Source organism: Nocardia sp. PLKS1-43 (assembly GCF_059510335.1).
Map to the genome: position 1 here is coordinate 1 of NZ_JCAJZQ010000022.1, position 12790 is coordinate 12790.

Below are 12790 nucleotides of genomic sequence, written 5' to 3' on the forward strand. Positions count from 1 at the left end.
CGTGACTCCCACCGCCTCGGGCGATGCGGCCGAGAGCGCGACGCCCGCCCGCGGCATGCGCCCGGACGTCTACCTCAGCTATTGGATCTTCGCGGCGTTCTATGGCGCGCTGTCGGCCGGAGTGGTGTTCATGGGCCGGGCCACGCCGCCGCCGCGCCCGGATGTCACCGATATCCAAGTGGCACAGTGGTTCGACCAGCACCACACGACGATTCGAACGGGTTTCGCGATACTGCTGGTGATCGCCGGGGGCGCGGCGATCTCCAACGGCATCATCGGATATTTCATGAAGCGGATGTCCTCGGGATCGGTGCTGTCCTACGCCTATATCGCCAGTATGGGGGTGGGCGCCATTCCCGGATTTCACGTGCTGCTGGTCTGCTGGCTGACCGCGACATTCCGGCCGGACCGCGAGCCGCGGATTCTGCATCTGCTCTACGACCTGGGCATGCTGTCCTACAACGGCTCCCTGGGATGTTTCACCGCGGCCTACGCCGTGATCGCCATCGCCATTCTCTATGACCGAAACCGCATATTTCCCAAATGGTTCGCCTACATCTCGGTCTGGCAGATCGTCACCGAGGTGCTCGCCACCCAGATGTGGGTGTTCCACGCCGGGGCGTTCGCCTGGAACGGGATGATCACGTTCTATATCGCGGTGGTGATCTTCGGGATCTGGGTCGGCTGTCTGCTACTCATCATGTGGAACGCGGGACGTGCCGAAAAAGACGGTACGCCAGCGCTTTACGCTCGGGAGGACCTGCGATGACGATATCCGACGCAGAGGCGTCCGAGGCGTCGGAGGAATCGGCGTCCCCGGTCCCGGGCCGAGTTCCCGGCGACCTGGACATGTGGGTTCTGGTGCTGGGGGACCTGTTCTTCTTCGGCTGCTATTTCATCGTCTACATGGTGTTCCGGGACCGCTCGCTCGATCGGTTCGCCGAGGCGCAGCGGCATCTGAGCCTGGCTGTGGGTGTCGCGAATACGGTTGTGCTGCTGACCAGTTCGATGTTCGTGGCGATGGCGGTGCAACAGGTCCGGCGCGGGGCCGCCCGCTCGGCGGAACGGCTGATATGGGCGGCGGGTGCCTGCGGCGTGCTGTTCGTGGCGCTCAAGGCCTTCGAGTGGCAGCAGGAGATCACGCACGGCCACACCGTTTCCGAAGAATTCTTCAGCTTCTACTTCGTCCTGACCGGTATCCATCTCGCCCATCTCGTCCTGGGACTGCTGATCCTCGGAATCGTCGTGCGCGAGTTGCGGAATCCGGCTCTGCGGCGACCGCATATGGTCGAGCAGGGCGCGACCTACTGGCATATGGTGGACCTGCTCTGGGTCGTCATCTTCGCCATTCTCTATCTCATGAGGTGACCCGTGAGCTCCCAGACCACCGCACTCGTCCGCCGGTCGCGACCGGAAATGCGCACTCTCGCCCTCGTATGGCTCGTGCTCGTGGCGATCACCGTTCTCGCGTGGTGTCTGACCCCCGAGAACCGGGGCGACGGATCCGTATCGGACAGCGTTCTCGTGAGCGTCATCGCCGCCCTCGGAATGCTCAAGTCCCGCTTGATCGTCCGGCACTTCATGGAGGTGCGCACCGCACCCCGATGGCTGCGTGTCGGCACCGACGTCTGGGTGGTCGTGCTCTGGGCTGCCCTGCTGGGAATCAACCTCTACCGGTGACCGCGCCCGCTCGCATTCGCCTTGTGATGTACGGCGGCCGAGAACGCCGGCGCGAAGAATTTCGCACCCTCGCCGCCGCGCATGGTCTGGTTCGGGACATCGTGCTGGACCTCACCGACCAGCGCCGCCTGCTCGGATTCCGCTTGCTGGACGGTTGACCGGATTCTGCCGACGCCTAGTATGCCGTGCATACGGCCAGTTCAGTGCGTCAACCGGCCTGAGCGAGATCGTATTCGCCGGAAATGTGTCGGCGCCGCGAAAGTGGGTACGCAGTTTTCACGACGCCGCGAATATCCGTCCCGTATTCGGTATGCGAGAACAAGGTTCGGCGTCACCGTCACAACTGTTGCCCCGAGGTGGTGTGTGCAGACGCTCGACAATGGGCCGAAGTGCTCAGCGGCGAGTTGGAACAGGCCCTACACTCGACGCACACGGATGCATTCTACGGAGGTGATCGGCGGTTGAATCCCAGGGATCCGCGCGACCAGCACACGGCACGGTACGAGCCCGGCTATCAGCCGGGCAATTATCGTGAGCCCGGCTACGGAAGGGATCGCGGATACGACGCCCCGCAGCAGCCCGGGTATGGATATCCGCAACCCGAATATCCGAATCGCCCGCCCGAGTATCGCGATCCTCGGCCGGAATACGCGGAGTACGCGGAGTATCCGGATCGGCGTCCCCGGCAGCGGCAGGGGCCCGAACTCGACCCCGGCAAATTCATCGGGGGCGTGCTGGCCGCGGCGGTCGTGACCGCGCTCGCGGCGTGGTTGTGCGCGTGGATCATCCAGGTCATCGCCACCCGAGTCACGCAGAGCGGGAAATTCGGCGTGTGGAATCCGATGGCCCAGGACGCGTACTGGTTCGCGGTGGTGGCCTTCCTGTGCGCGGTACTCGCGGGCGCCCTGTGGTATCTGCTGCGCATGGGCACCCCCACGCCGGGGTTGTTCTTCACCTGGATCGTCGGAATCCTCACCGCTGCGGCGGTGGTCATTCCGTTGGTCCTGTCCGAGGACGTGTGGGTCGGAATCTCCACGGCGATCGAACATCTGGTGATCGGCCTGCCGATTCTCAGCCTGGTGCGGATGGTGGGCGCGAAGAGCCTCGTATACCGATGAACTCGGCCGGGCGGCAGGTTCGCGCCGCCCGGCAACGAGTGTCTTGCGCAACGGGGGCAACGGAATTCACAATGATGTGGGCCGATCGGTTCGTCCGCACTGCGTGAGGGGTAACCCGTGAACTCCCCACCTCCTCCGGATTCCGTCGCTGTGATCACCGGCCTGGACGATCTGCGGGTCGATCTGGCCCGACGGCATCCGGCGACGGTCAGCGCGACCGGGACGGTCGATGCCGCGGTGGCCGAGGCGGATCTGGCCGCGGTCGAGCGGGACGGCTACGTCATCTGGGAAAACCTGCTCACCGCCGCGGACTGTGAGCGCCTGCGCACCGCGCTGACGCCGCTGCTGGGCCGGAGCGGGCGAAATACCTTCGAGGGTGAGCGGACCCGGCGGGCGTACAACCTGGTCGACAAGACCCGGGCCTGCGACGCGCTCGCCGAACATCCCCGGGTACTGGCCCTGCTCGACCGGCTGTTGCTGCCGAATTATCTGCTCTCCCAATTGCAGGCGATCGAAATCCTGCCCGGTGAGCGGGCCCAGTTGCCGCATCACGACGACGGTTTCTACCCGGTGCCCCGGCCACGTCCGGCACTCAGTGTGGCGACGATGTGGGCGATCGACGAGTTCACCGAGGACAACGGCGGCACGGTGCTGTTGCCCGGCAGTCACCGCTGGGACGGCGAACGGCAGCCCGCACCGTCCGATATCCGGGTCGTCGCGCGGATGCCGGCCGGATCGTGCGCCTGTTATCTGGGCACGCTGTGGCACGGTGGGGGTGAGAACCGTTCGGGCGCAGCGCGTCTGGGGCTGACCGTGCAGTACTGCGAGCCTTGGCTCCGGCCGCAGGAGGCGTACACGCTGGGCGTCGGCCGGCAGACCGCGCAAGCGGTGTCCGAGGATATGCGCCGGATGCTGGGATACAGCATCCATCCGCCGTTCATGGGCGCGGTCGACGGCATGCACCCCAAAAGAGTACTGGCTCACGAGGATTCAGCCGAGATGTGACGGTCACTGGGGCACCTTGCACAGTGCGATGCGGTACAGCACGAGATGCTCGGCGTCGAACTGCTTGGCCGAGGCCTCGAGATATCGTTCGTAGGCCTCGGTGACGGTGGCCCCGGCGATCCGCTCCGCCGCGGCGCGCCGCGCCCGCAGACGCCGCAGCCATTCCGTGCAGGTTCGCGCGTAATCGAGGCGGTGATTGACCAGCGAACGGAATTCGAAGAGTTTCTCCGCGGCGTGGCCGAGTTCGGCCAGGCGCGGGGGCTCGGATTCCGGGAATATCTCGTTCGCCAGGAACTGCGCGTCGGCGAGCGAATCCGGCCCCAGCGGCCGGTTGCCCTTGCCGATCGTCTGGATCACCAGCGCTCCGCCCGGATGCAGGAGGCTGTGGCAGTGCGCGAAGAATGCGCGGTAGGCGTCGGTGCGTTCCCCGCGCGACAATCCGAATCGCACGAAGTGTTCCAGCGCGCCGACACAGAAGATCGCGTCGTACGGCTCGTCCGGCCGGTGGGCATTCCAATGCTCCAGGCGGACCTCGAACCGGCTCGCGGGATGTGTTCGGGCATAGTCGTATTGGTCGTGGCTGAGGGTGAGACCGGTGATGCGGGCGCGTGGATGCCGATCGGCGATCGCGCGGGCCAGGCTGCCCCAGCCGCAGCCGATATCGAGTACCTTCTCGGCGCCGGTGATGCAGGCCTGCTCGATGAGGTAGTCGAGTTTGCGGCGCTGTGCGCGGTCCAGATCGTCCCCTTCGGCCCACAGCGCGCACGAATAGGTCAGGCCGGTGTCGAGCCAGAGCCGATAGAATTCGGTGCCCACGTCGTAGTGCTGCCGGACCGCATCCGGTGAAGCCCCTTGGTACTCTTCGATTTCCGATGTCATGGCGAGTCTCCACGATCTGTGGTCCGGGGGAGTGTTCGGCTCGGTATACGGCCCGGTGATTCGGGTCGAGAAGTCCCGGGCGCACGGGCTTCGGTGCGATCGCGGGGCGCGCGGCGAAGCCGAATGAGCCGGAAACTACTTGTCTCCGTGAATGATTCGAATAATCGAAGCGCGGGAACCGTTTCCCGCCGAAGATGATGGCTGCGGGGAGGCCATCCCGGCAGGTCGTAGTGAGGTCAGCGTGGTACCGCCCACCATTCTACGGCCGGAAGGATGTCCTCGTCCAGATGGAAGCATCCTCGGAAGTTCCGATGGCACAGGGCATTCCGGTCGGCTAGGCGCGCTGCCGGGCGACGATCTGCTTGCGGGCCCACCGCGCCCATTCCTGATTCATCGCCCAGTAGCGCTGGCCCCACTCCAGGGCGAGCCGGCCGTACTCGGAGAAGTCGTTGCCGGACCATTCGGTCGACCTCTCCAGAGCTACCAGGTCCTCGTACTGGTCGCGAGCGCGCTCCTCGATGGCGGTCAGATGATCCAGGGCCTCCTGAGGGGGGAGGCGGCCCAGGAAGAACACGCGCAGGAGCATGTCGTTGCGGGCGGGCGGGCGGGTGGGGGCCGCACGTAGCCACTCCCGGAGTTCGGCATCGCCCGCCGGGGTGAGTTCGTACTCCTTGCGCCGCCGCGGGCCCTCCTGCGAGGCGGAGATCAAACCCTCGCCGGCGAGTTTCGTCAGCTCTGTGTAGACCTGGGTCTGCGATGCGGACCAGACGTTCGCGAGCGATCCGGCGAACCGTTGCAGCAGGTCGTAGCCGCTGGCGGGGCGGTCCGCCAGCAGACCGAGCAGGGCGTGTCTGAGGCTCATGACCGCAGCCTACATTACGGGGTTGACATGTCGGGTCCGGAATATCAGGATGGACTCGCATTCCGGTACCGGAATATCCGCAAACAACATGTCCGTTACGAAATATCCGGAGACATCCATGTCCTTCCTGCGCACCTTCGCCCCCTGGATCGTGTACGCGGTCGTGCCCTCGCACTACTGGCAGTGGGCCGCGCTGATCGCGGCGTGCCTGTCGCTGATCGAGATATTCCGCCTGGTCAGAGCCGGTCGCGCAGTGGCCGGGATGGTTATCGACCTCGGCTCGGCCGCATTCTTCATCGCCCTGACGATCCTGGCCTTCGTCGATCCGAACACCCCGCTGCACCCGTACTCACCGGCGATCTCGAGCGGTGTGCTGATGGTCGTCGCGGGAATCTCCCTGCTGCTCCGCACGCCGTTCACGATGCCGATCGCCAAGCAGTCCACCCCGCCGGAGCTGTGGTCGACCCCGGCTTTCATCCGGGTCAACTACATCATCACCGGAGTCTGGGCGGCGAGCTTCACCGTCGGCTGCGTCCTGTTGGCGACCCTGGCGCACACCGATACGCCGCGCACCGTGGTGCAGGTCGCCGCGTTCGCGATCCCGGCGCTGTTCACCCTGCGCTACACCGCGCGGGCGCAGGCCGCTGCCCGGGCCGCGGCGAACCCGTCGGCCGTCCGGTAACCTGCCCCGTCCCGAATTCACCTGTGCAGGAAGTTGTTTCGATGACCACCACGGCTCCACACCTGCTGGGCGGTTCCGCCGCGGTCACCACCGAACTCAGGCGCGACCGAGCTGCCGGTGTCCGGCGCCATCCCGCCCGAGCTGAGCGGGTGGTATCTGCGCAACGGACCCAGGACCAGTTGTGTGCTGCCGTGCGGGTGCGATCCGTCCGAGGCGTCGTTCGCCCCGGCCGACGACCGGCCCGGTGGTCCGGGCCGGCTACTGTCCTACGTATACGATCCGGCGACCGATCGCAGCGATCCGGTCGTTCTCGACGCCGGGGATCTGGCCGCGGGACCGGTGGCGGAGATTGATCCGCGCAGCGGATGCCCGCGGGATTCCACGGTAACTGGCTGCCGGATGGTCCGGCGCTCGTGTTCGGTGCGGTGCCGCCCGAGGCCGCGTGAGGATCGACACACGCCGGTCGGCCTGCCGCGTTCGCGGGCGGCCGGTCGCCCGGTGCGCGAGGCTACGAATCCCGAGAGCGTGCCGGGCCGTGGTGGACAGCGCCGCGCCGCTCGGTGCCGCTTCGGTTCGCTCGGCCAGGAGGTGCGGAAGTATCTGTCCGAGAAGGGGATTCGCCGATCACCACGGCAGTGTGGAGTGTTGTGATCGAAATTCCGTATCGCAGGCCGACTTTGGGTCGCGCGATTCATGGATGAAAAAGGGGGCTATCCCATTTCTTTCCCGTATTTATTGTATAGCGCATACCGGGGCTTGCGGCAAGGCCCCGTTCATGCTGCACAATCGCTGGCCGAGGCGACTATCCGCAGGTAGTCGGGTCAGGAAAGCGAGGGGCGTGTGGCGGCACAGGGGTACGACGAGGAATTGCGAGCCGAACGGGAATATGTGGACGGGCTGTACGCGCGCCTGGATGCCGAACGTGCGCAGACCAAGCGGCGCTACAGCGCGGCGTTACGTGCAAACGGGTTGTCCCCGATGGACCGGGACGTGGAGGTGCGCACCCTCGCCACCCAGGTGAAACGACTGGACGTGGCGGACAACAAACTGTGTTTCGGCCGATTGGACACCGTATCGGGCGAACGCGCCTACATCGGGCGGATCGGTCTGCTCGACCCGGACAACGACTATGAACCCGTGCTGCTGGATTGGCGCGCGCCCGCGTCGCGGGCGTTCTACGTCGCCACCGCGGCGACTCCGGAGAATATGCGTCGTCGTCGGCAATTCCTCACTCGCGGAAGGCAACTGGTCGAATTCACCGACGAGGTGTTCGGGCGGCCCGGTGCGGGGGAGCGGGGCGATGCGGCGCTGCTCGCGGCCGTCGACGCACCGCGCGGTGCGGGTATGCGCGATATCGTGGCCACGATCCAGGCCGAACAGGACGAGATCATCCGGCTCGACCACGCGGGTGTGCTGGTGATCGAGGGCGGACCGGGAACCGGCAAGACCGTCGTCGCGCTGCATCGCGTCGCCTATCTGCTCTACACCCAGCGCGAGCAGATCGAACGCCACGGTGTGCTGGTGGTCGGGCCCAATTCGGCGTTCCTGAACCACATCGGCCGGGTGCTGCCGTCGCTGGGCGAATCCGATGTGGTGTTCACCACGACCGGCGATCTGGTGCCCGGTCTGCACGTCACCGCCGAGGACACACCGGCCGCCGCCCAACTCAAGGGTTCGCTGCGGATCCTGGACGTGCTCGCCGCCGCGATCGCCGACCGGCAGCGGCCGCCGCGGGATCCGATCACGATCGAGCTGACCGATGTGACGGTGCGGATCGATGCCGAGACCGCGCAGTGGGCGATCCAGGAGGCCCGCGAGAGCGGATTGCCGCACAACCAGGCGCGCCGGGTGTTCCGGGAGATCGTCGAATGGGTGCTCACCGAACGCGCGATCGCCCGGATCGGCAAGGGCTGGTTGACTCGCGGGGATCGCGAAGCCTGGGAGCAACTGCGTGGTGATCTGCTCGCCGAACTCGCGGACAATCGCGGATATCTCGCCGCGCTGGACGAACTCTGGCCGATCCTCGCACCGGAGGAACTGCTGGCCTCGCTGTACAGCTCCTGCGAAAGGCTCTGCGCCGCAGGCGCGGACGAGGCGCTGTGGCGCGCGGACGGCGCGGCCTGGACCGTGTCGGACGTACCGTTGCTGGACGAATTGGTCGATCTGCTGGGCCCGCCCGAACCGAAGGACGACTCGGCCGGGCGCGATCGTCGCGCGCACGCCGAATATGCCTCGGGCGTATTGGAACTCATGATCGGCCGGGAGGATTCGATGGACGACGAGGACCATCTGTACGCCACCGATCTGCTCTACGCGGAGGACCTGGCCGAGCGCTTCATCGAACGCGATACTCGTGAACTGGCCGAACGCGCTGCGGCAGACCGGGATTGGACCTACCGGCACGTCGTGGTCGACGAGGCGCAGGAACTGTCGGAGATGGATTGGCGGGTGCTGATGCGCCGTTGTCCGGGCAAGTCCTTCACGGTGGTCGGCGATCTGGCGCAACGACGTTCGCCCGCGGGCGCGCGTTCCTGGGATGCGATGCTCGCCCCGTATGTCCCGGGTCGCTGGGCCTATCGGTCGTTGTCGGTGAACTACCGCACTCCGGCGGAGATCATGAGCGTTGCCGCCGCGCTGCTGGCGGACTTCGCGCCCGATGTCCGGCCGCCGGAGTCGGTGCGCGCTTGCGGGGTGCAGCCGTGGGCGCGGCAGGTCGATTCGGACGAATTGGCCTCGGTCATAGCGGAATTCGTCCGCGAGGAAGCCGGGCGCGAGGGAACCAGCATCGTCATCGGACCGCCGGAGGTGCCCGGCGCGGTGACCCCGTCGCAGGCCAAGGGGCTGGAGTTCGACGCCGTGCTCGTGGTCGAGCCGGCACGAATCCTCGCCGACGGCCCGCGCGGCGCGGCCGAACTGTACGTCGCGCTGACCCGCGCCACCCAGCGTCTCGGCGTACTGCACCGGGAGCCGCTGCCGGCCGCACTGGCCGGGCTCACCGGCCCGGCCCGGGTCGCGAGCGGGTCGAGGTAGCGTCGGCCGCCGCACAGGACCTTCGCCGCGCGGTATTCGACGGAGGCGGGGGTCCTGTCCGGCCGGGGGAGCGGCGAACCTCAGTTGCGGGTGAAGGTGATGGGCAGCCCGTCGCTGGGGAACGGCAGGGAGTGGTAGTCGATCGGCGCGACATAGTCCGGAGCGACGCTCCAGTGGTAGTCGCGCAGCAGGCGGTGCATGATCGACTTCACTTCCAGCCCACCGAAATGCATGCCGAGACATTTGTGTGCGCCGCCGCCGAAGGGCTCCCAGGCGAAGCGGTGGGATTTGTCCTCGCGACGTTCGGGACCGAAGCGATCGGGATCGAAGGTGTGCGGATCGGTCCAGTACTGCGGCATCAGGTGGGTGAACTGGATGCCGACCACCACATCCATCCCGGCCGGAATCCGAACCCCTTGGATCACAGTGTCTTTCACCGCGTGCCGGACCAGGACCGGGACGGGCGCGCGCAGCCGCAGCGCCTCGCGCATGACCAGGTCGATCGATTCCAGGCCCTCGAGTTCGAGCATCGACGGAGCCGGGCCCAGCGCCAGCGCCTCGGCGCGGCAACGTTCCTGCCACCGCGGATGCTGGCCGAGATACTGCAGGATCGTGGAGGTGGTGATGGTGGAGGTGTCGTGCGCGGCCATCATCAGGAAGATCATGTGATTCACCACGTCGTCGTCGGTGAACCGGGCGCCGTCCTCGTCCTCGATGTGGCACAGCACCGAGAAGATGTCGTCGGTCTCCTCGGCCCGCCTGGCCGGCAGATAGTGCCGCAGGAAATCCTCCAGCAACTTGCGGCCCTGATAGGCCCTGCCCCAGCGAGTGAACGGCACGTTGCCGCGCACGATCCCGGTGGCGGCCTGCACACACGCGATGAACGCCTTGTTGATCCGCTCCATCTGGGCCGGACTGGTATCGGCGGCGCCGCCCATGAACAGATCCGCGGCGATGTCCAGGGTCAGCTGCTTGAGCTTCCAGTACGAGGGGAACGATTCGCTCTCGTCCCAGTGCGCGACGCCCTTTTCGATGGCCGGGTGCAGACGCTCGGTATACGCCTGGAGGCGGGGGCGGGTGAACGCCTGCTGCAGGATCCGGCGATGCCGCTTGTGCTCGTCGAAGTCGATGAGCATGAGCCCGCCGTGGAAGAACGGTCCGACCAGCCGCGACCAGGCCGGTCCGTTGGCCAGGGCGCCGTCCTTGTTCGTCAGCGCCGCGCCGCATGCGTCCGCGCCGAGCAGCAGCGCCGAGGTCCGCCCGAGCGAGTACATCGGCGCGACCTGACCGTAGTGATCCCATTCGCGCTGGAACACGGCCAGTGGATTTTTCGTGTACTCCAGCAGCGTCCCGAGCACCGGTAGGCCGCGGTCCTCCCGCCGCAGGGTCGGAATCGGTCTGGTCTCGAGAGTGTCGGCCGTCATCGCCTACCTCCGCTTTCTGTGATGCCGCTCACGCCAAGCCTGATTCAGGAAGAGCATCCTGTCAACCTTGGTGTCGAATTCGCTGTGGCATGCTGGGGCCATGGCCGTGCAATCAGGGGTCTATCGCGGAGCGACCGCCGCCGAACGGGCCTCCGAACGCCGGTCACGCCTGCTCGAGGCGGGGCTGACGGTGTGGGCGGATCCGGCGACCCGGACCACGATGACCGCCGTGTGCGCCGAGGCCGGATTGAGCGAGCGTTACTTCTACGAGAGTTTCACCGGGCTCGACGCCCTGCTCGAAGCCGTGCTGAACGCGATCGCGATCGAAATCGAGGAGAACAGTCGCAGCGCCGTCGACGCGGCCGGGGACGATCCGGAAGCCCGCATGCGGGCCTCGATCAGCGCGTTCGTGCGACTGCTGGTCGCGGACCCGCGCAAGGGCCGGGTCGCGATCGTCGAATCGGTCGCGATTCCCGAATTGCGGCGCAGGCGTACCGAATTGCTTCGTCATCTGGCCCACCAGTCCGCGGTCGACGTGCGCTCCTGGCTCGGCGACTCGGGCCGCAGCCGGATCGCCGACGAAACCTCCGGCCTGCTGTTCATCGGCGGGATGGCCGAACTCATCACCGCCTGGCTGGACGGAGCCATCGAGGCGACCTCCGAGGAGATCGTCGAGGCGGCCTGCCGCGCGCTGTGCGGTCTGTATCGCTGAATCGACCGGGCCATGTGCCGAGCCCGCGGGCGCCGCCTGACAGAATGGCGGTCCGGCCAGCACATATGAAGGGATATTCGGGGTGGATCTGCCTGTCGAACTCGTCGAGGGGCTCGAACGGGCGTGTGCGGGAGTTCCCGAGCGGCAGTTGGCCGCCTCGGTCGATCGATTGATCTCCCGCTATCGGGATCCGCGTCCGGCCGCGGCGCCGATTCTCGGTTCGCCCGCCGACGTGACCGCCTATGCGGCCTACCGTATGCCCGCGACCTGGGCGGCGGTCCGCGGCGCGCTCGGGCAGTTTCGTGAGCTGGCCCCCGATTTCCGGCCGCGCTCCTTCCTCGATATCGGCGGTGGCACGGGTGCGGCGCTGTGGGCGGCGGCGGACGCGTTCGCTTCCTTGACCGAGGCCGTCGTACTGGATCAGGTGGAGGAGGCACTGCGACTCGGACGCCGTCTGGCCGGCGGGTCCGCCGAGGCCGTGGTCCGTTCCGCGGCCTGGCATCGGGGCATGGTCACAGATCCGCGGACCGCTGATCGAGTGGACCTGGCTGCCATTTCCTATGTGCTGAGCGAACTTTCGGCCGTGGATCAGGCGGCGGTGGTCGCGCGGGCGGGCGAGGCCGCGGAGGTGGTGCTCGTCATCGAGCCGGGAACGCCCGACGGTCATCGCCGCATTCTCGGCGCTCGCGACACTCTCATCGCCGCCGGGCTCGGGGTCGTTGCCCCTTGCCCGCACCAGGCGGCCTGTCCCCTCGCCGAGGGCGCGGACTGGTGCCACTTCAGCGCCCGCGTCAACCGAACCTCCTTGCACCGCAGGCTCAAAGGCGGCGAACTCGGCCACGAGGACGAGAAGTTCTCCTACGTCATCGCCTCCCGCGTCGCGCGCCCGCGCGCCCGCGGCCGCATCCTGCGCCATCCGCTCAAGCGCAAGGGATTGGTCACGCTCCAGGTGTGCGGTGCCGACGAGGGCGTCGTCTCGACGCTCGTCTCCAAGCGGCAGGGCGAGACATATCGTCGTGCCCGAGACGTGCAGTGGGGCGACGCGTGGCCGCCCGGTTCCCCGGATTGATTGCCGACGCGCGCTGTTCGCGGAAGCTGGACTATCGACCAATTTTCATTGGACACTCGACCGATAAAGTGCGGGTGTGGCGTTTTTCCGCGCCGTTGTTCAGCTTCGATTTCAGCGGCGGAGCTAACTGCTGGTTCAATCGCGGGAGTGGATGTAACGCCGGAGCGAGTCGCGGCGATGTGCCGGTATTTTGCCGAATGGAAAAGAATTGTGGCCGTTCTGCGGGCGGGGGATTCGGATGCGACTTCAAACTTGTTGCGGGCGCCGTTCAGGTAGCCTGTGGCCGGATTTAGTGCGCATGACCTGCGCATATGCCGTTCACAGCTGCG

General features: G+C 66.8%; 14 protein-coding genes. 11 read left to right on the forward strand and 3 right to left on the reverse strand.

Annotated features, from left to right (window positions below; genetic code table 11):
• The first annotated feature begins 1 nt into the window (after nucleotide 1).
• The 6 genes from AC5WS7_RS39180 to AC5WS7_RS39205 all read left to right on the forward strand — a co-directional run bounded on the left by AC5WS7_RS39180 (nucleotide 2) and on the right by AC5WS7_RS39205 (nucleotide 3803).
• Nucleotides 2–769 (forward strand): hypothetical protein, encoded by a 768-nt coding sequence (locus AC5WS7_RS39180; RefSeq protein ID WP_495959716.1) that lies wholly within the window; start codon nucleotides 2–4, stop codon nucleotides 767–769.
• Nucleotides 766–1368 carry a cytochrome c oxidase subunit 3 gene (locus AC5WS7_RS39185; protein WP_495959717.1) on the forward strand — a complete coding sequence of 201 codons (603 nt, stop codon included), beginning with the start codon at nucleotides 766–768 and terminating at the stop codon, nucleotides 1366–1368. The genes AC5WS7_RS39180 and AC5WS7_RS39185 overlap by 4 nt, the downstream gene beginning before the upstream one ends.
• A 3-nt stretch (nucleotides 1369–1371) precedes the next feature.
• A complete protein-coding gene (locus AC5WS7_RS39190; protein ID WP_495959718.1) occupies nucleotides 1372–1680 on the forward strand; it encodes a cytochrome C oxidase subunit IV family protein in 309 nt (102 codons plus the stop codon).
• Nucleotides 1677–1838, forward strand: coding sequence for a hypothetical protein (locus AC5WS7_RS39195; protein WP_495959719.1), 162 nt, complete (start codon nucleotides 1677–1679; stop codon nucleotides 1836–1838). Before AC5WS7_RS39190 ends, AC5WS7_RS39195 begins: the two co-directional genes overlap by 4 nt.
• 303 nt (nucleotides 1839–2141) lie before the next feature.
• Nucleotides 2142–2798 (forward strand): DUF6069 family protein, encoded by a 657-nt coding sequence (locus AC5WS7_RS39200; RefSeq protein ID WP_495959720.1) that lies wholly within the window; start codon nucleotides 2142–2144, stop codon nucleotides 2796–2798.
• 117 nt (nucleotides 2799–2915) lie between these two features.
• Nucleotides 2916–3803: a phytanoyl-CoA dioxygenase family protein gene (locus AC5WS7_RS39205; protein WP_495959721.1), complete on the forward strand. Its 888-nt coding sequence runs from the start codon at nucleotides 2916–2918 to the stop codon at nucleotides 3801–3803.
• A 3-nt stretch (nucleotides 3804–3806) separates the two neighbouring features.
• On the opposite strand, the gene AC5WS7_RS39210 is transcribed toward AC5WS7_RS39205, so the two are convergent.
• Both AC5WS7_RS39210 and AC5WS7_RS39215 read right to left on the reverse strand, forming a co-directional pair.
• Complete coding sequence (locus tag AC5WS7_RS39210; RefSeq protein WP_495959722.1) at nucleotides 3807–4682, reverse strand: SAM-dependent methyltransferase; 876 nt, start codon at nucleotides 4680–4682, stop codon at nucleotides 3807–3809.
• Nucleotides 4683–5016: 334 nt separating this feature from the next.
• Nucleotides 5017–5544, reverse strand: coding sequence for a PadR family transcriptional regulator (locus AC5WS7_RS39215; protein WP_495959723.1), 528 nt, complete (start codon nucleotides 5542–5544; stop codon nucleotides 5017–5019).
• An 88-nt stretch (nucleotides 5545–5632) separates the two neighbouring features.
• Between AC5WS7_RS39215 and AC5WS7_RS39220 the strand changes: the two genes are divergently transcribed.
• The 3 genes from AC5WS7_RS39220 (at nucleotide 5633) to helR (ending at nucleotide 9256) form a co-directional block, all read left to right on the forward strand.
• Nucleotides 5633–6226 carry a DUF3159 domain-containing protein gene (locus AC5WS7_RS39220; RefSeq protein WP_495959724.1) on the forward strand — a complete coding sequence of 198 codons (594 nt, stop codon included), beginning with the start codon at nucleotides 5633–5635 and terminating at the stop codon, nucleotides 6224–6226.
• Between the two features lie 183 nt (nucleotides 6227–6409).
• Nucleotides 6410–6877 (forward strand): carotenoid oxygenase family protein, encoded by a 468-nt coding sequence (locus AC5WS7_RS39225; protein WP_495959766.1) that lies wholly within the window; start codon nucleotides 6410–6412, stop codon nucleotides 6875–6877.
• 189 nt (nucleotides 6878–7066) lie between these two features.
• Nucleotides 7067–9256 (forward strand): RNA polymerase recycling motor ATPase HelR, encoded by a 2190-nt coding sequence (gene helR, locus AC5WS7_RS39230; protein ID WP_495959725.1) that lies wholly within the window; start codon nucleotides 7067–7069, stop codon nucleotides 9254–9256.
• A gap of 80 nt (nucleotides 9257–9336) precedes the next feature.
• Here the strand turns inward: helR and AC5WS7_RS39235 are convergent, their stop codons facing one another.
• Nucleotides 9337–10680 carry a cytochrome P450 gene (locus tag AC5WS7_RS39235; RefSeq protein WP_495959726.1) on the reverse strand — a complete coding sequence of 448 codons (1344 nt, stop codon included), beginning with the start codon at nucleotides 10678–10680 and terminating at the stop codon, nucleotides 9337–9339.
• A gap of 100 nt (nucleotides 10681–10780) precedes the next feature.
• Between AC5WS7_RS39235 and AC5WS7_RS39240 the strand changes: the two genes are divergently transcribed.
• Entirely contained in the window at nucleotides 10781–11392 is a 612-nt protein-coding gene (locus AC5WS7_RS39240; protein WP_495959727.1) for a TetR/AcrR family transcriptional regulator, read from the forward strand.
• A gap of 82 nt (nucleotides 11393–11474) precedes the next feature.
• Nucleotides 11475–12461 (forward strand): small ribosomal subunit Rsm22 family protein, encoded by a 987-nt coding sequence (locus AC5WS7_RS39245; protein ID WP_495959728.1) that lies wholly within the window; start codon nucleotides 11475–11477, stop codon nucleotides 12459–12461.
• The last annotated feature ends 329 nt before the right edge of the window (nucleotides 12462–12790 follow it).